11 protein-coding genes and 3 pseudogenes are annotated in these 15374 nt (G+C 71.0%); 11 read left to right on the top strand and 3 right to left on the bottom strand.

The window, feature by feature from the left end; genetic code table 11:
* The first annotated feature begins 44 nt into the window (after positions 1-44).
* The 6 genes and pseudogenes from QUE38_RS16670 (at position 45) to QUE38_RS16640 (ending at position 6380) form a co-directional block, all read left to right on the top strand.
* The gene (locus tag QUE38_RS16670; RefSeq protein WP_286309442.1) at positions 45-1286 is read left to right on the top strand and encodes a glycoside hydrolase family 1 protein; all 1242 of its coding nucleotides are present in this window, start codon (positions 45-47) and stop codon (positions 1284-1286) included.
* Positions 1229-2115 (top strand): annotated as a pseudogene (locus tag QUE38_RS17775) (SDR family NAD(P)-dependent oxidoreductase). Before QUE38_RS16670 ends, QUE38_RS17775 begins: the two are co-directional and overlap by 58 nt.
* On the top strand, positions 2115-2963 hold the full coding sequence (locus QUE38_RS16655) for a sugar phosphate isomerase/epimerase family protein (RefSeq protein ID WP_286309438.1): 849 nt from the start codon (positions 2115-2117) through the stop codon (positions 2961-2963). The pseudogene QUE38_RS17775 and the gene QUE38_RS16655 overlap by 1 nt, the downstream one beginning before the upstream one ends.
* A complete protein-coding gene (locus tag QUE38_RS16650; protein WP_286309436.1) occupies positions 2960-4411 on the top strand; it encodes a family 43 glycosylhydrolase in 1452 nt (483 codons plus the stop codon). Before QUE38_RS16655 ends, QUE38_RS16650 begins: the two co-directional genes overlap by 4 nt.
* A complete protein-coding gene (locus tag QUE38_RS16645) occupies positions 4384-4704 on the top strand; it encodes a fibronectin type III domain-containing protein (RefSeq protein ID WP_286309434.1) in 321 nt (106 codons plus the stop codon). Before QUE38_RS16650 ends, QUE38_RS16645 begins: the two co-directional genes overlap by 28 nt.
* A gap of 182 nt (positions 4705-4886) precedes the next feature.
* The gene (locus tag QUE38_RS16640; protein WP_286309433.1) at positions 4887-6380 is read left to right on the top strand and encodes an MFS transporter; all 1494 of its coding nucleotides are present in this window, start codon (positions 4887-4889) and stop codon (positions 6378-6380) included.
* Between the two features lie 61 nt (positions 6381-6441).
* Here the strand turns inward: QUE38_RS16640 and QUE38_RS16635 are convergent, their stop codons facing one another.
* Positions 6442-7662: a helix-turn-helix domain-containing protein gene (locus QUE38_RS16635; RefSeq protein ID WP_286309431.1), complete on the bottom strand. Its 1221-nt coding sequence runs from the start codon at positions 7660-7662 to the stop codon at positions 6442-6444.
* A gap of 268 nt (positions 7663-7930) precedes the next feature.
* Between QUE38_RS16635 and QUE38_RS16630 the strand changes: the two are divergent.
* The 3 genes and pseudogenes from QUE38_RS16630 to QUE38_RS16620 form a co-directional block, all read left to right on the top strand.
* Positions 7931-8590: pseudogene (locus QUE38_RS16630) on the top strand (sugar-binding domain-containing protein); the annotation flags it as partial.
* A 125-nt stretch (positions 8591-8715) separates the two neighbouring features.
* Positions 8716-10053: a glycoside hydrolase family 2 TIM barrel-domain containing protein gene (locus tag QUE38_RS16625; RefSeq protein ID WP_286309430.1), complete on the top strand. Its 1338-nt coding sequence runs from the start codon at positions 8716-8718 to the stop codon at positions 10051-10053.
* A gap of 162 nt (positions 10054-10215) precedes the next feature.
* Positions 10216-10734 (top strand): hypothetical protein, encoded by a 519-nt coding sequence (locus QUE38_RS16620; RefSeq protein WP_286309429.1) that lies wholly within the window; start codon positions 10216-10218, stop codon positions 10732-10734.
* 8 nt (positions 10735-10742) lie between these two features.
* Here QUE38_RS16620 and QUE38_RS16615 read toward each other — a convergent pair whose 3' ends face one another.
* Positions 10743-11258, bottom strand: a complete 516-nt coding sequence (locus QUE38_RS16615) for an Lrp/AsnC family transcriptional regulator (RefSeq protein ID WP_286309427.1) — start codon at positions 11256-11258, stop codon at positions 10743-10745.
* Between the two features lie 103 nt (positions 11259-11361).
* Here QUE38_RS16615 and QUE38_RS16610 point away from each other — a divergent pair, with 103 nt between their 5' ends.
* Positions 11362-12549, top strand: a complete 1188-nt coding sequence (locus QUE38_RS16610) for a glycoside hydrolase family 3 N-terminal domain-containing protein (protein WP_286309426.1) — start codon at positions 11362-11364, stop codon at positions 12547-12549.
* Here QUE38_RS16610 and QUE38_RS16605 read toward each other — a convergent pair.
* On the bottom strand, positions 12526-13626 hold the full coding sequence (locus tag QUE38_RS16605) for a winged helix DNA-binding domain-containing protein (protein ID WP_286309425.1): 1101 nt from the start codon (positions 13624-13626) through the stop codon (positions 12526-12528). The genes QUE38_RS16610 and QUE38_RS16605 overlap by 24 nt on opposite strands.
* 133 nt (positions 13627-13759) lie before the next feature.
* On the opposite strand from QUE38_RS16605, the pseudogene QUE38_RS16600 reads away from it, so the two are divergent.
* Positions 13760-15357: pseudogene (locus QUE38_RS16600) on the top strand (ABC-F family ATP-binding cassette domain-containing protein).
* Positions 15358-15374 lie beyond the last annotated feature (17 nt).

The raw sequence follows: 15374 nt of genomic DNA, 5'->3' as shown, positions 1-15374 counted from the left end.
CCCCGACCCGAGTCGACGACGACCACAACGAGAGGAACATTCCCATGATCACCTTCCCCGACGGATTCCTGTGGGGTGCCGCGACCGCGGGCCACCAGATCGAGGGCAACAACGTCAACAGCGACTGGTGGGCGCGCGAGCAGATGATGCCGGGCATGGAGTCGTCCGGCGACGCGTGCGACAGCTACCACCGGTATGCGGAGGACATCGCTCTGCTGGCCGATGCCGGACTGGACTCCTACCGGTTCAGCCTGGAGTGGTCGCGCATCGAGCCGATCCGCGGGCAGTTCTCGCGCGCCGAACTCGCGCACTACCGGCGCATGATCGACGCGTGCCTGGCGCGCGGCGTGACGCCGGTGGTGACGTTGCAGCACTTCACGACACCGCAGTGGTTCGCCGGCGCGGACGGATGGGACGGCCCCGAGGCGCAGGAGCTGTTCTGCGCGTACGTGGAGCAGGCGTGCACGATCCTCGACGGCGTCGAGTGGGTCGTCACGATGAACGAGCCGAACATGCAGGCCGCGATCATGACCGCCATGCGTCACCTCGCGGCTTCCGGCGGCGACTGGACCAGCCCCACCGTCGAGGCCGACGGCGACGGCGACGGCGAGCAGCAGACGCACAGCGACTTCCTCACCTACGCCGACCCCGAGATCGGCCGCATGTTCACACGCGTGCACCACGCCGCTCGCGCGATCGTGCGGGAGCGCACGAGTGCGAAGGTCGGCTGGACGATCGCCGCGGGCGCGCTCACGGCCGCACCCGGCGGCGACGAGAAGCTGGCGCAGATCCGGTTCGGCAAGGAGGACGTCTACTGGGAGGGCAGCCGCGGCGACGACTTCGTCGGCGTGCAGGCGTACTCCAGCCAGCAGGTCGATGCGAACGGGCTCGTGCCGCACCCGCCGCACCCCGACAACACACTCGTCGGCACCGCATACCGCCCCGACTCGCTCGCCATGGCGGTGCGGCACGCGTGGGAGATCAGCGAGCACACGCCGATCCTGGTGACCGAGAACGGCATCGCGACGGCCGACGACGCGCAGCGCATCCGCTACACCGACCAGGCCCTCCGCGGCCTCGCCGCGACCATCGACGACGGCATCGACGTACGCGGCTACCTGCACTGGTCGCTGCTCGACAACTTCGAGTGGGGCCACTGGGAGCCGACGTTCGGCCTGGTCGCGGTCGACCGCGAGACGTTCGCCCGCACCCCGAAGCCCAGCCTGGCGTGGCTCGGCCGGGTCGCCGAACGCAACGCACTCGAGTCGACGGAGGCCGCAGCGTGAGCTTCCCGTTCGCCGACGTCTCGGCCCGCCCCCTCGCAGACCTGCTCTCGCTCGCCGGCCGTCGGGCCGTGGTCACCGGTGCCGCCCAGGGGCTGGGCAGGGCGATCGCGGCGCGCCTGGCCGAGGCCGGCGCAGACCTCCTGCTGATCGACCTCAACGCGGACGCCGCACGCGTGGCCGCCGGGGAGCTCGCCGACCGCTACGGCGTGCGCGTGGCGAGCACGCGCGCCGACGTCACCGATGCGGCCTCGGTCGCGGAGGCCGCAGACCTGGCGGTCGCGGAACTCGGGGGATCGACGTCTGGGTCAACAACGCCGGGATCTTCCCCAACGCGCCCGTGACGAACATGCCCGATGAGATGTGGGACGCGACGTTCGCGGTCAACGCGCGCGGCGTGTTCCTGGGCTCGCGCGAGGCGGCTCGCCGCATGTCCGCGGACGGATCGGGCGGCGTGATCGTCAACATCATCTCGACCGCGGGCGTGCAGGTGGCGTTCCCCGGAATGGCCGCCTACGTGGGCTCGAAGCATGCCGCGCTCGGCATGACGAAGTCGATCGCCGTCGACCTGGCCCCGCTCGGGATCCGCGTGCTCGGCGTGGCACCGAGCTTCGTGCCCACGGAGGGCAACATCGCCGCCGCGAAGGCGGGCGCCGAGGCGGCCGCCGCGGCCGGCATCGAGACGCCGCCGCTCGACGTGATGCAGTCCAGCATGATCGGCCGCATGGGCACGCCGGACGACATCGCGCGCGTCGTGCTCTTCGCCGCGAGCGACCTGTCGATGATCATGACGGGCAGCACGCTCCTGGCGGACGCGGGGGAGACGCTCTGATGGGTTCCGCGACGATGCCCACGATCAGCGTCCAGCTGTACTCGGTACGCCACGACCTCGCGGACCTCGACGCGACGCTCGGACGCCTCGCTGCCCTGGGCGCGCAGGCCATCGAGCCCTTCTCGGTGTACGACCGCCCGGCGGAGCTCGCGGCCGCGGCTGCGGCGAACGGGCTCTCGATCCCGACCGCGCACGCTCCGCTGCTGTCGGACACCGTGCGGATCGGCGGTCGGGACCTCGCCGTCCCGCCGCCCGCCGCCGCATTCGCCGCAGCGAGCGCGCTCGGCGCCGAGATCGTGATCGACCCGATGGTCGACGCGGAGCGGTGGCGCACGGCCGACGACGTCGCCCGCACCGCGGACCGGATGAACGCGCTCGTGGAGTCGGCTGCCGCCGAGGGCCTCGTGCTGGCCCACCACAACCACTCCTTCGAGTTCCACCACCGCGTCGGCGACGTGACCGTCTACGAGCACTTCGTCTCGCTCCTCGACGAGCGCGTCGCGCTGGAGGTCGATGTCTACTGGGCGACTGCGGCGGGGCAGGACGTGCCCGCACTCATCGAGCGTCTCGGCACGCGCGTGCGCGCGCTGCACCTGAAGGACGGGCAGGAGGCCGTGGACGTCTTCGTCGGCGGCGAAGGGTACGACCCTGCAGTGCTCACGCAGTGCGCGCTGGGGTCCGGACGCCTGGAGAATGGCGCCGCGCTCGCGGCCGCCCCCGGAACCTGCATCCCGGTCATCGAGTTCGACCACGTCGACGGCGACGCGTTCGCGGCGATCGCGGCCTCGATCGCGCACCTGCGGGCGGGCGCGGAGCACCGGGCGGATGCGACGGAGGTGCACGCATGACCTCGCGCATCGTCTGCAACCCGCTCGACCTCGCGTACCGCTACCAGGACATCCGCACCCCGTTCGTGGGTCGCAGCGTGCACCGCGAGGCGGCCGACCCGACGGTGGTCTTCTACCGCGACCGCTACTACATGTTCGCCTCGATGACGCGCGGGTTCTGGCACTCCGAGGACCTCGTCGAGTGGACGCTGCAGCCGAGCGAGACGATTCCCGCGATCGACTACGCGCCCGATGTCCGCGAGGTCGACGGCGCGCTGCTGTTCACGGCCTCGCGGAAGACCAAGGGACGCTTCTTCCGCAGCGTCGACCCGCTCACTGACGACTTCGAGGAGGTCGCGCCGAGCGACATCGCCTTCTGGGACCCGGACACGTTCCAGGACGACGACGGCCGACTCTACCTCTACTGGGGCTGCTCCCACAACCGTCCCGTGAGCGGCGTCGAGCTCGACCGGACCACGCTGCAGAGTCGTGGCGAGCCGGTGCCGCTGATCTCGGCGGACACGGCGACCAGGGGATGGGAGCGCACGGGCGACGACTACGTGCCCGAGGTGCGGAGCGGCCTGAGCGGCAAGATCATGGACGCCTACATCGGCGACGCGCCGTTCATCGAGGGCGCGTACATGAACCGCGTCGGCGATCGCTACTACCTGCAGTACGCCGGCCCGGGCACGCAGTTCAACACCTACGCCGACGGATGCTACGTCGGCGACGGCCCGCTCGGCCCCTTCGAGTACGATCCGCACAGCCCGTTCTCCTCGAAGCCCGGTGGCTTCATCACGGGGGCCGGCCACGGCAGCACCTTCCAGGACGGACACGGGAACTGGTGGCACGTCGCGACCATGCGCGTCTCGGTGAACGCCGACTTCGAGCGGCGGATCGGGCTGTTCCCGGCAGGGTTCGACGAGGACGGCGTGCTGTTCTGCAACCAGAACTTCGCGGACTTCCCGATGCGGGTGCCCGACGGTCCGTTCGACCCGTGGAACGAGGCGTCGCCCGGCTGGATGCTGCTGTCGCACCGCGCGGCCGCGATCGCGTCGTCCTCGGCGACCGGGCACGAGCCGGCGCTCGCGACCGACGAGTCGGTGCGCACCTGGTGGGTGGCCGGGTCGGACCGGCCGGGGAGTGGCTGCAACTCGACCTCGGCGCGGAGGCCACCGTCAACGCGCTCCAGGTCAACCTCGCCGATCACGAGCTGGCACAGCGGGCGCCGAAGCGCCGGGACCTCGCGAAGGCGACGTTCGGCAGGCGCGCGGTCTTCCCGGACTCGCAGCCGACCGAGTTCCGCGTGGAACTCTCGCTCGACGGCGATGACTGGGCGGTCGTCCACGACACCATCGGCACTCGAGAGGATGCCCCGCACGCATTCATCGTGCTGCCCGAGGCGCAGCGTGCCCGGCACGTGCGGGTCACCGCCGCTGCGATGCCGTTCGGCGGCGCCTTCGCGGTGAGCGGCCTGCGCGTGTTCGGCCATGGTGACGGGGCGCCTGCGGGCACCGTCGAGGCCGCCGGCGAGCGGGTCGACCCGCGCACCGCGTCGCTGCGCTGGGACGCGGCGGACGGCGCCGTCGGCTACAACGTGCGCTACGGCATCTCACCCGAGAAGCTCTACCACTCGTGGCTGGTGTACGACCGCACCGACCTCGAGATCGGATCACTGAACGCAGGGCATCCGTACTGGTTCGCCGTCGACAGCTTCAACGGAGCGGGCGTCACGCCCGGTGCCGCGATCCGGATCGACTGACGACTCGCACCGCGCGAGCGGGCGGCACAGCGCGTATCCCTGCCGAATCCTTGCTGCATTCGCCCGGTTCGTTCTATCAGGCACGTGAGGCAACCTCGTAGCGTTGCCGTCACCTCACGTGGCAGCGGGCGGTCACCCCACCGCCCGGCCACGGGCGGATTTCCCGAAGGAGTGAAGACGCAATGGCGCGCAACCCGAAGCAGACGGCCAGCCAGGCGGACGGTGTCGAGTACCGTCGCGCCCGAACGTGGGAGATCGCCTTCTCCCAGATGAACAACGGCTCGGCGATGATCTTCTACGTCCTCGTCGGACTCATGAGCTACCTGCAGAACGCCGGCTACGGCATCGCCGTCGCGGCGGCGGGGCTCATCCTCACGTTCACCCGCGTCTTCGACGGCCTGGTCGACCCGCTGCTCGCGCTGATCATCGAGAAGGTGGACTTCCGGTTCGGCAAGCTGCGCTTCTTCATGCTGGGCGGATGGCTCATCCGATCGCTCGCGATCCTGATGCTCTTCGTCTGGGCCTCCGACACCGGTCTCGGCGCCGTGTTCTTCATCGCGATGTTCTGCGTGTACATCATCGGCTCGTCGATGAACGACATCGCCGGACAGATGACCGGGCCCGTGCTCACCAACGACCCCAGGCAGCGCCCCGCCGTGCAGGTGTGGTCCACGGTCTATGCGTACTTCGTGCCCGCGATCTTCTCGATCCTCTCGACGGTCGTGTTCCTGCCCCGGCACGGCAACCAGTTCACGTTGGAGATGCTCAGCGAGACCGCGATCACGTACGTCGCGTGCTCCTTCGTGCTCCAGATCCTCGCCTGCGTCGGCGTCGCCAGGATCGACAAGCCCGAGAACTTCGCGCACCTCTCGGTCGACCGGACGAAGGCTGCGGTCTCGATGCGCGACATGTGGAACCTGCTCACCCGGAACGGGCCCTTCCAGCGCTACCTGATCAGCGGCGCCTCCGACAAACTCGCCCAGGTGGTGCGATCGCAGGCCGTGATCGCCACGCTCATGTGGGGCATCCTGCTCGGCAACATGCAGCTCGGCTCCGTGCTCGGCCTCATCGCGATCCTCCCGGGCATCGTGTTCGCGATCTTCGGCGCCCGCTACACCGGTAAGCACGGCGCGAAGGCGGCGACCGTGACCTGGACGTGGATCTGCCTCATCCTGGCCGGCGTGCTGATCGCGTTCTGCCTGGTGGTCGACATGGGCTCGATCCTCGGCAGCCTGACCCTCACGATCGTGTTCTTCCTCGTGTACCTGCTGATGAACGGCGCCTCGATGGTCGTCACCGTCGCGAACGGGGCCATGCGGGCCGACGTCGTCGACTACGAGCTCGACCGCTCCGGCAAGTTCCTGCCGGCGACGGTGTCCGCCACCTACAACATCGTCGACCAGGTCATCTCGTCGCTCGGTGCGACGCTCGCCCTCGGCGCCGTGGCGCTGATCGGGTTCACGACGGTCATGCCGCAGCCCACGGACAGTCCGACCACGGCGATCCTGCTGATGAGCCTGCTGCTCTTCTTCGGCCTGCCGATCCTCGGCTGGGCGTGCACGCTCATCGCCATGCGCGGCTACAAGCTCGACCGCCACGAGATGATCGCCGTGCAGAAGCGCGTGGCGGCACGGAAGGAAGCGCTCCAGGCCGAGTCCGCGGACGCGCTCGCCTGACGGCGCGGAGCAGCCGCCGACCCGATGGCCCCGGCTCCGCCGGGAGCGGAGGCCATCGGGGTCAGGCCGTGTGTGCCTCGCGGTACGCCGTCGGCGTCATGCCGTGCTCGGCGCGGAACACCTTCACGAAGTAATTCGCGTCGTCGTAGCCGACGAACAGCGCGATGTCGCGCACGCTCTGGTTGGTCGTCGCGAGCAGTCGAGCGGCCCGTTCGACGCGCTGCCTGGCGGCGTAGGCGGCAATCGTCACCCCGGTCGCGGCCTTGAATCGCCGGGCGAGCGTCGAGGCGGAGACGCCGAGCCGATCGGCGAGCTCTGTCGTGGAGACCGGGTCGCTGAGATGGAGCTCGATGTCGTCGGCGACCTGCCGGACGAGTCGCGGGTAGTCGCGCTGGCGGTGCCGTCGCACCTGCCGGCAGAACTCGCCGACCATCTGCGCGATGAACGCGACGCCGTGCTGCGGGTCGGAGCTGTGGCCGATCCGGTGCAGCCGCTGCGCGTACTCCTGGGAGACGGCGTCGATGGCGACGGGCGGCAGGCCACCGCGCTGGGCTGCGACCCGAGCCATGATCCGCAGGATCGTCATGCCGAGGAAGGGCGTGTCGAGGTAGCTGATCGTGCGAGGCATCCGCCCCATTCGCTGCAGCACCGCGAGCGCACGCTCCGACGAACCGTCGCTGATCGCATCCATGAACTCCTGCTCGAGGCGGTACCGCTCCTCGACCACCGCGAGCGCCGCGGAGTGCGGCGCGTCGCCGTCGCCCGGTGCGATGGTTCCGCCGGCCGCGCGCACCTCCCGGAGGCTGCCGAGGCGGTCTTCACCGCCCGCTGCACGCATGAGCGCGACGGCACCGCGGTAGGCGTATCCGGCGTCCACGATCGGGTACCTCGTGCGGTACAGCGTGTACGCCGACAGGCGGGCGCTCGGCACGCCCAGCCGGCTGAGTGCCTCCTCCGCCGCCCCCGCGTGCAATGGCTCGTGCGTGTAGGGGCCGATGACGAGCAGGTACTCGCCCCATCGCGTGACCGCGATCGCCATGCCCAGCGGCTCCGTGATCTCGTGCACCACCTGCGGTGTCATCTCGCGCACGAAGCCGCCCAGCACGGTGGCGCTGAACGCCGGCTGGAATCGCGCGTCGAAGCAGTGCGCCGCCTCGAAGGCGTCGAGCGCGGCGCGGGTGTCGGTCGTGAGCTCCACCGGGCAGCTCAGCACGTCGGCGAGTGCGGTCACCAGCTGGGCGTATTCGCCTGCGCTGTGCGCGGGCTGCGTCTCCGTCGACATGAGCGGCATTCCATCTGGCAGCGCACGTGCTGCCGGATCGGTTCTGGTCGTGCGCTTCCAGTTCTATCACCCTGTTGCTGCTCCTCCGTAGCGTGGGGCGGCGCACGCACTCGCGCCCGCGCCGCACGTCGAAGGAGACACCCATGACGCAGACCGACTCATCCATCCCGCGCCGGGTGGTGTCACTCCGTGACGGCTGGGCGTTCGCGCCGTTCGAGCTCCCGACGACGGCGAGCTGGCAGGACGTCGCGTCGGCGGGGAGCAGGTCGTGCTGCCGCACACCTGGAATGCCGTCGACGGGCAGGCGGGCGGCGAGTACCACCGCGGCCGAACCACGTACGCGCACAGGATCGAGGCAGAGGTCGCCGACGGCGAGACCTGGGTCGAGTTCGCGGGCGTGAACTCCTCAGCGGAGGTCTACCTGGATGGGCGTCTGCTCGCACGGCACGACGGCGGCTACTCGACGTTCCGCGCGGACCTGACCGACGGCCTGGTCGCGGGCGCAGGCGCGGGCACGCTGCTCGTGATCGTCGACAACGCCGCGAACGAGCGGGTCTACCCGCAGCAGGCGGACTTCACCTTCTACGGCGGCATCTACCGTGAGGTGCGTCTCATCAGCGTCGGACGCGACCACTTCGCACTCGACGATCACGGTGGTCCGGGCCTGTCGGCCACGCCGACGCTCCACGGCACCCGGGCCGACGTGGCGCTCCACGCGGGTGTGGCGGGCGTAACGCCGGCCACTGCGGTGCGGTTCACCATCGACGGCGAGGGCGGGGCGACCGTCGCCGTGCGCGACGGGCGGGCGCAGGCCTCCGTGCGCATCGAGGACGTGCGTCGGTGGCACGGCCTGCGCGACCCGCACCTCTACACCGCGCGCGCCGAACTGCTCGACGGGGACACGGTGCTCGACGCGGTGGAGCTGCGCTTCGGCTGCCGCGAGTTCGCCGTCGACCCGGAACGGGGATTCCTGCTGAACGGTGAGGCGTACCCCTTCGCGGCGTCTCCCGACACCAGGACTTCGCCGGCGTCGGCAACGCCATCACCGAGGAGATGCGGCGGCAGGACCTCGCGCTGCTGCGCGAGATCGGGGCGACCACCGTGCGCCTCGCGCACTACCAACACGACCAACTGTTCTACGACCTGTGCGATGAGGCGGGTCTCGTCGTGTGGGCCGAGATCCCGCAGATCACCGTGTTCCTCCCCGGCGCGACCGACAACGCACGCGACCAGCTGACCGAGCTGATCGTGCAGAACCGGCACCACGCGAGCATCGTGTGCTGGGGACTCTCGAACGAGATCACGCTCGCCGGCTCCGGCGATGAGGTCGTGGCCGCGCACCGTGAGTTGAACGGCCTCGCCCACCGGCTGGACCCCACCCGCCTCACGGCGATGGCGAACCTGTTCCTGCTCGAGACCGACCATCCGCTGATCGGCCTGCCCGACGTCATGTCGTACAACCTCTACTTCGGCTGGTACGTGGGCGACGTCGAGGACAACGACACCTGGCTCGACGACTTCCACGCGGCCAACCCCGGGATCGCGATCGGACTCGCCGAGTACGGCGCGGACGCGAACCCGCGGTACCAGTCGCCCGATCCCGAGAAGGGCGACTACACGGAGGGCTACCAGGCGCGGTACCACGAACACATGCTCGAGATGATCGAGGCACGTCCATGGCTGTGGGCCACCCACGTCTGGAACCTCGCCGACTTCGGTTCCGCCGGTCGCGACGAGGGCGGCGTCGCCGGTCGCAACCAGAAGGGACTGGTGTCCTTCGACCGCACGCTCAGGAAGGACGCGTTCTACGTGTACAAGGCGGCCTGGTCGACCGAACCGTTCGTGCACGTGGCCGGACGCCGCCGTGCGGAGCGTGCCGAGGACGTGACCGAGGTCATCGTCTACTCCAACCAGGACCGCGTCACGCTGGTCGTCGACGGCGTCGAGGTCGGCACCGTCACGGGCACGCGTGTCTTCCGCTTCCGCGTTCCCCTCACCGGGGCCCACGAGGTGACCGCCCGGTCGGGCGAGCTCAGCGACACGATCACCCTGCGCAAGGTCGAGGAGGTGCACGCCGCGAGTGTCGCACCGACCACGACCATCGCGAACTGGTTCGACGACGCCGAGCTGCCGAGCCCCGCCGGGTTCTACTCCATCCGCGACTCGCTCGGCGACATCAAGCGGTCGGAGGACGGCGCCCGTGTGATCGCCTCCGTGCTGGAGGCGGTGGCGACCAGCCGCGGCGAGGTGGGGAAGGGTGTCGAGATCCCGCCCGCGATGCAGGCGATCGTGGACCGGATGACAGTCGAGAAGCTCATCCGGGAAGCGGGCGGCGTACCCGCCGAGCAGGTGGCGGCGCTGAACGCCCGGCTCAACCTGATCGCCAAGTGAGCACGTGCAGGGCGGGCGACCGGAAGGCTTCCACACAGCCCGGCGGCGTCCATTCCGCACGCGGCACGTCTCGTGAGCATTCGAGCGCGTCGCCTTGACCCCCGGACGGGGGAGAACCAGACTTGTCGAGTACGTCTGTCGTGACGTCGAGGGGAGTCAGACATGTCAGCAGAGTTTTCCCGTCCGACCATCGCCGGTCGCACCGCGCCCGAGCCCGAGGTACGGGAGGACGACGCGGACGCGTACCAGGCCGAGCAGGACGACGTGTCCGCGGCAGCACCCAAGAAGCGCTCGGCGCCGGAGTGGCCCACGAACCTGCGGTTCATGGTGATCGTCCTCGCCGGCGTGGTGGCGCTCTTCCTCGCGTTCGCACTCCTCATCGCCTTCAACGTGAGCGGCGAGGCGATCAGCGCCCTCGCCGTGATCTCCGTGCCGATCGCGACGATGGTCGCGGCGTACTACGCCGTGTCGCTCTCCATGCAGCAGGTCGACGCCGCACGTGCCGCGGCCGAGGTCGCGGAGGAGCGGGCACGGGCCGCCGAGGCGACGGCGCGCGAGTCGGACGCGTGGTCGGCCCAGATGGAGTCGGGCCTGCGCGTCGCGGTGGCGAAGCTCCGCAGTGCGGGCGCCGACACGAAGGACGTGGAGCGGGCCGCGGGCACGCCCGACGAGTTCTTCTAGGCCGGGCGCTACGCCAGGGGCATCCGACCCCTACTGCCAGATGTCGAGCGACTGCGCGGGGGCCGCCCGTCGCTCTCGTAGAGCACGAGGTGCGACCGGGTCGACACGACCCCCGGCAGGTCGTGGATGTCGCGCAGGATCGCCTGGCTGAGCTGCTCGTGGTCGGGCGCGCTCACGGTGAGCATGATGTCGATGTCGCCCGAGACGGCCTGCACCTTCTCGACGAACGGCAGTTGCGCGAGCTGTTCCGCGATGCGCTCCCACGGCGCGTCCTGGATGCGCACCACGACGAGTGCGGTGACGTTGAGCCCGATCGCCTTGCGGTCGACCTGCGCGCCGAACCCGGTGATGACGCCGCGGCGCACGAGCGACTGCACACGGTTGTGGGCGGAGGTGCGCGAGATGTGCACGCGCTCGGCCAGGGTGCGGACCGACAGGCGGCCGTCCCGGCTCAACTCCGCGACGATGCGCCGGTCGATGGCATCGATCGGTGTGCGGTCCGAGCCGTTCGACTGCTGCGTCATCGCCCCCTCCCCAAGCGGCCTGCTCTCAGCGTAGCGTCGCAGACGCTCGGACGACCGGTCGCATTCGCTCGACGGTCGCGTGCGGCGGCTAGACTCGGCGGCCATGAGCCCGCTCCGCATCGTCGCGCCGGCGATCCTCGCGATCGTCGCATTGAGCGGATGCTCCGGGGCGCAGTCCGCACCCGAGGCCTCGCCGACGCCGACCCCCGAGCCGCGTCCGGTGCCCGCGGAGGCGAGCACGCCCGAGCCCTTCGATCCGGTCGCGGTGTACGTGCAGGCGGCGATGGCGGGCATGAGCGTCGAGGAGAAGGCCGCGTCGCTGCTGATGCTGCATCGCCCGGGGCTGGACCCGGCGCCGATCCGCGCCGACATCGAGCAGTACGGCCTGGGCGGCGTCATCCTCATGGGCGACAACGTGCCCGCCGACCCGGCGTCGCTGCGCGCGCTGACCGACGGGCTCGAGGTCGACCCCGACCTGCCGCCCCTCGTCGCGATCGACGAGGAGGGCGGCATCGTGCGGCGCCTGCCGTGGGACGTCGCGGCCGGCCCCGACATCCTGAAGGGGCAGCCCGTCGAGGCGACGACCGAGGCGTTCGACGTGCGCGCCGGCCTGCTCGACGACGCCGGCGTGAGCGTGAACTTCGGCATCGTCGCCGACGTGACGGCCGACTCCGGCTCGTTCATCTACCCGCGCGTGCTCGGCACCGACCCGGCCGCGGCCGGCGAGCGCGTCGCGGCGGCCGTGGGCGCCGAGCAGGGGCGCGTGTACAGCACCCTGAAGCACTTCCCGGGCCACGGGGCGGCGCCCGGCGACTCGCACACCTCCATCCCGCAGACCGATCTGGCATTCGCCGACTGGGAGGCGCGTGACGCCGTGCCGTTCCGGGAGGGCATCGACGCGGGCGCGGAACTCGTGATGTTCGGCCACCTGCGATTCACCGCCGTGGATGACGCGCCCGCGACCATGTCGGCCGAATGGATCGACGTGCTCCGCGACGACCTGGGCTTCGACGGGGTCGCGATCACCGACGACATGCTCATGCTCCAGCGCTCGGGCGACGCGGAGTTCGCCGACCCGGTCGAGAACGCCGTGCGCGCCCTCGAGGCCGGGCAGGACCTGCTGCTCTACGTGCTGCCCGCCGACCCGTCCACCGTCGGCGTGGACGTCGATGCGCTGATCGCCGGCATCGCCGCCGCGGTCGAGTCGGGACGCATCGACCAGGACTCGCTCGACGAGTCGGTCGCGCGCGTGCTCACGCTGCGGCGGTCACTCGCCGTCGACGCCGGCTGAGTCCCGCAGCTCGGCGTCGATACCGGTGAAGCGCCCCCAACGGCGCACGGATGCCGCGAGGCCGGTGCGCTCCCGCCCCGACAGCGTACGGAAGGCGTCGATGTCGACGTCCGCGCGCCCGCGCGTGCGGGCCGCGCGCCACGTGCCCGACACCCGACCGGACGCGACGACCACCGGGCGGAACACGCCGTTGCCGCCGGGCACGATGCGCTCGAACGTGCCGGGCGCGGCGATCGCGTCGCGGTCGGCGTAGCCCAGGTAGTACTCGTCGAACGCGGGGAGCGCGGCGTGGGGGAGCGGCCCGGGCGCCGCGGCGGGCGCATCGGCGAGCGCGAGGCGGTCGTCGGCGTCCCGCTCGATCGCGTCGCCCAGCTCCGCGATGCCGCGACGCACCGCTCCGACCGGCAGCCCGGCCCACCATGCGAGGTCGCGTTCGCCCGCCGGCCCGTGGCCGCGCAGGTAGCGACGCACGAGCTCGGCGAGCGCCTCGTCGCCCTCGTAGGAACGCTGCTGCGGCGCCCACTCGTCGAGCAGCACGAACCGCTGCGCGCGGCCGTCGGCCGGACCCTGCACGAGCAGCCCGTCGATCGCGAGCAGGGAGATGAGGTGGTAGCCCCGCTGGCCGGACGTATCGATTCCGGCGCGGTTCCAGGCCTCCAACAGCCCGGCGCGGTCGAGCGAGCGCCCGCCGCCGAGCGCTGCTGCAGCGGCGTCGGCAGCACGACCCGCGTCGCCGTCGGTCAGCCCGAGTTCCTCCCGCCGCCGCGCGGAGGCGCGTCGCATGCGCTCGGCGGTGAGGCCGAGCAGCCAGCGCACGTCCTCCGGGAGCACGAGGTGCAGCGTGCCGCGCATGGTCCAGGTGCGCACAACGGCGCCGTCGTCGAGGGCGCGGTCGACGTCGGCCTCGAGGCATCCGCTCGCCCTCGCCCCGATCGCCCACTTCGCCGCCGGCAGGTCCTGGGCCTGCACGCAGCAGAGCCGCTCGACCACCTCGCGGGGCGTCGCCAGGGGTACCGCGAGGCCGTGCGCGCGCGCACGCGCCGCCACGAGGGCACGCTCGGCACGTGAGGAGGCCATGCCCCGATTCTTCCGCGACCCGCCGACGCGGCGGGCACCCCGCGCGGCGACCCCGCCGCGACCGCGTAGACTGGGCCGCTGCGCCGTCGCCGCTCGCATCCCCGCCTCACACCACCTCACGAAGGGTTCCAACGTGCTCGCCGTCCACGATCTCGAGATCCGCGTCGGTGCGCGCGTGCTCATGGAGCACGTGAACTTCCGCGTGGCCGACGGCGACAAGATCGGCCTCGTCGGGCGCAACGGCGCCGGCAAGACCACCCTGACCAAGGTGCTCGCGGGGAGACCCTGCCGACCGACGGACGCGTCGACCGTTCCGGCGAGATCGGTTACCTGCCCCAGGACCCCCGCTCGGGCGACCCCGAGCAGCTCGCGCGCACGCGCATCCTCGACGCGCGCGGACTCGGTTCGCTCGTGATCGACCTGCACCGGGCGTCCGAGGCCATGGGCAGCGAGGACCCGGCCGTGGCAGAGAAGGCCATGCGCCGGTACGCGAATCTCACCGACCGCTTCACCGCGCTCGGCGGGTACGCGGCCGAGGCCGAGGCGGCGTCGATCGCGTCGAACCTGAACCTGCCCGACCGCATCCTCGACCAGCCGCTGAAGACGCTCTCGGGCGGCCAGCGCCGCCGCATCGAGCTCGCGCGCATCCTGTTCTCCGACGCCCAGACGATGATCCTCGACGAACCGACGAACCACCTCGACGCCGACTCGGTGATCTGGCTGCGCGAGTTCCTGAAGTCGTACCGCGGCGGCGTCATCGTGATCAGCCACGACGTCGAGCTCGTCGGCGAGACGGTCAACCGCGTCTTCTACCTCGACGCCAACCGCTCGGTCATCGACATCTACAACATGGGCTGGAAGCACTACCAGCGCCAGCGCGTGGCCGACGAGGAGCGCCGCAAGAAGGAGCGCGTCAACGCCGAGAAGAAGGCCGACGCGCTGCGCCAGCAGGCCGCGAAGTTCGGGGCGAAGGCCACCAAAGCGGCCGCCGCCCACCAGATGGTCGCGCGCGCCGAGAAGCTCCTCTCCGGGCTCGAGGAGGTACGCCAGGCCGACCGCGTGGCGAAGCTCCGCTTCCCGACCCCCGCCGCGTGCGGGCGCACGCCGCTGTCCGCGAGCGACCTGTCGAAGAGCTACGGCTCGCTCGAGATCTTCACCGCCGTCGACCTCGCGATCGACCGCGGCTCGAAGGTCGTCGTGATCGGCCTGAACGGCGCAGGCAAGACGACGCTGCTGCGCATCCTGGGCGGCGTCGACGCGCCCGACACGGGCGGCATCGAGCCGGGGCACGGGCTGCGCATCGGCTACTACGCGCAGGAGCACGAGACCATCGACGTGGCCCGCACGGTGCTGCAGAACATGGTGTCGTCATCGCCGAACCTCACCGAGACCGAGGCGCGCAAGGTGCTCGGCTCGTTCCTGTTCACGGGCGACGACGTGCACAAGCCCGCCGGGGTGCTGTCGGGCGGCGAGAAGACGCGCCTCGCGCTGGCGATGATCGTCGTGTCGGGCGCGAACGTGCTGCTGCTCGACGAGCCGACGAACAACCTCGACCCGGCCAGCCGCGCCGAGATCCTCGACGCGCTCGCGCACTACGAGGGCGCGGTCGTGCTCGTGAGCCACGACCCGGGCGCGGTCGAGGCCCTGAACCCCGAGCGCGTGCTCGTCATGCCCGACGGCGTGGAGGACCACTGGAGCGCCGAGTACCAGGAGCTCATCGAGCTGGCATAGGCGAGGCCGGGCGGATG

The sequence above is a fragment of the Agromyces mangrovi genome, assembly GCF_030296695.1.
Classification (GTDB): Bacteria; Actinomycetota; Actinomycetes; order Actinomycetales; family Microbacteriaceae; genus Agromyces; species Agromyces mangrovi.
The sequence above is the reverse complement of the archived record's forward strand: the minus strand, read 5'-3'. Positions and strand labels throughout refer to the sequence as shown.

Bases quoted from the DNA above. Each gene is read 5' to 3' on its own strand.
- QUE38_RS16670 (WP_286309442.1), top strand. From the start codon at position 45: ATGATCACCTTCCCCGACGGATTCCTGTGGGGTGCCGCGACCGCGGGC.
- QUE38_RS16655 (WP_286309438.1), top strand. From the start codon at position 2,115: ATGGGTTCCGCGACGATGCCCACGATCAGCGTCCAGCTGTACTCGGTA.
- QUE38_RS16650 (WP_286309436.1), top strand. From the start codon at position 2,960: ATGACCTCGCGCATCGTCTGCAACCCGCTCGACCTCGCGTACCGCTAC.
- QUE38_RS16645 (WP_286309434.1), top strand. From the start codon at position 4,384: ATGCCGTTCGGCGGCGCCTTCGCGGTGAGCGGCCTGCGCGTGTTCGGC.
- QUE38_RS16640 (WP_286309433.1), top strand. From the start codon at position 4,887: ATGGCGCGCAACCCGAAGCAGACGGCCAGCCAGGCGGACGGTGTCGAG.
- QUE38_RS16635 (WP_286309431.1), bottom strand. From the start codon at position 7,662: ATGTCGACGGAGACGCAGCCCGCGCACAGCGCAGGCGAATACGCCCAG.
- QUE38_RS16625 (WP_286309430.1), top strand. From the start codon at position 8,716: ATGCGGCGGCAGGACCTCGCGCTGCTGCGCGAGATCGGGGCGACCACC.
- QUE38_RS16620 (WP_286309429.1), top strand. From the start codon at position 10,216: ATGTCAGCAGAGTTTTCCCGTCCGACCATCGCCGGTCGCACCGCGCCC.
- QUE38_RS16615 (WP_286309427.1), bottom strand. From the start codon at position 11,258: ATGACGCAGCAGTCGAACGGCTCGGACCGCACACCGATCGATGCCATC.
- QUE38_RS16610 (WP_286309426.1), top strand. From the start codon at position 11,362: ATGAGCCCGCTCCGCATCGTCGCGCCGGCGATCCTCGCGATCGTCGCA.
- QUE38_RS16605 (WP_286309425.1), bottom strand. From the start codon at position 13,626: ATGGCCTCCTCACGTGCCGAGCGTGCCCTCGTGGCGGCGCGTGCGCGC.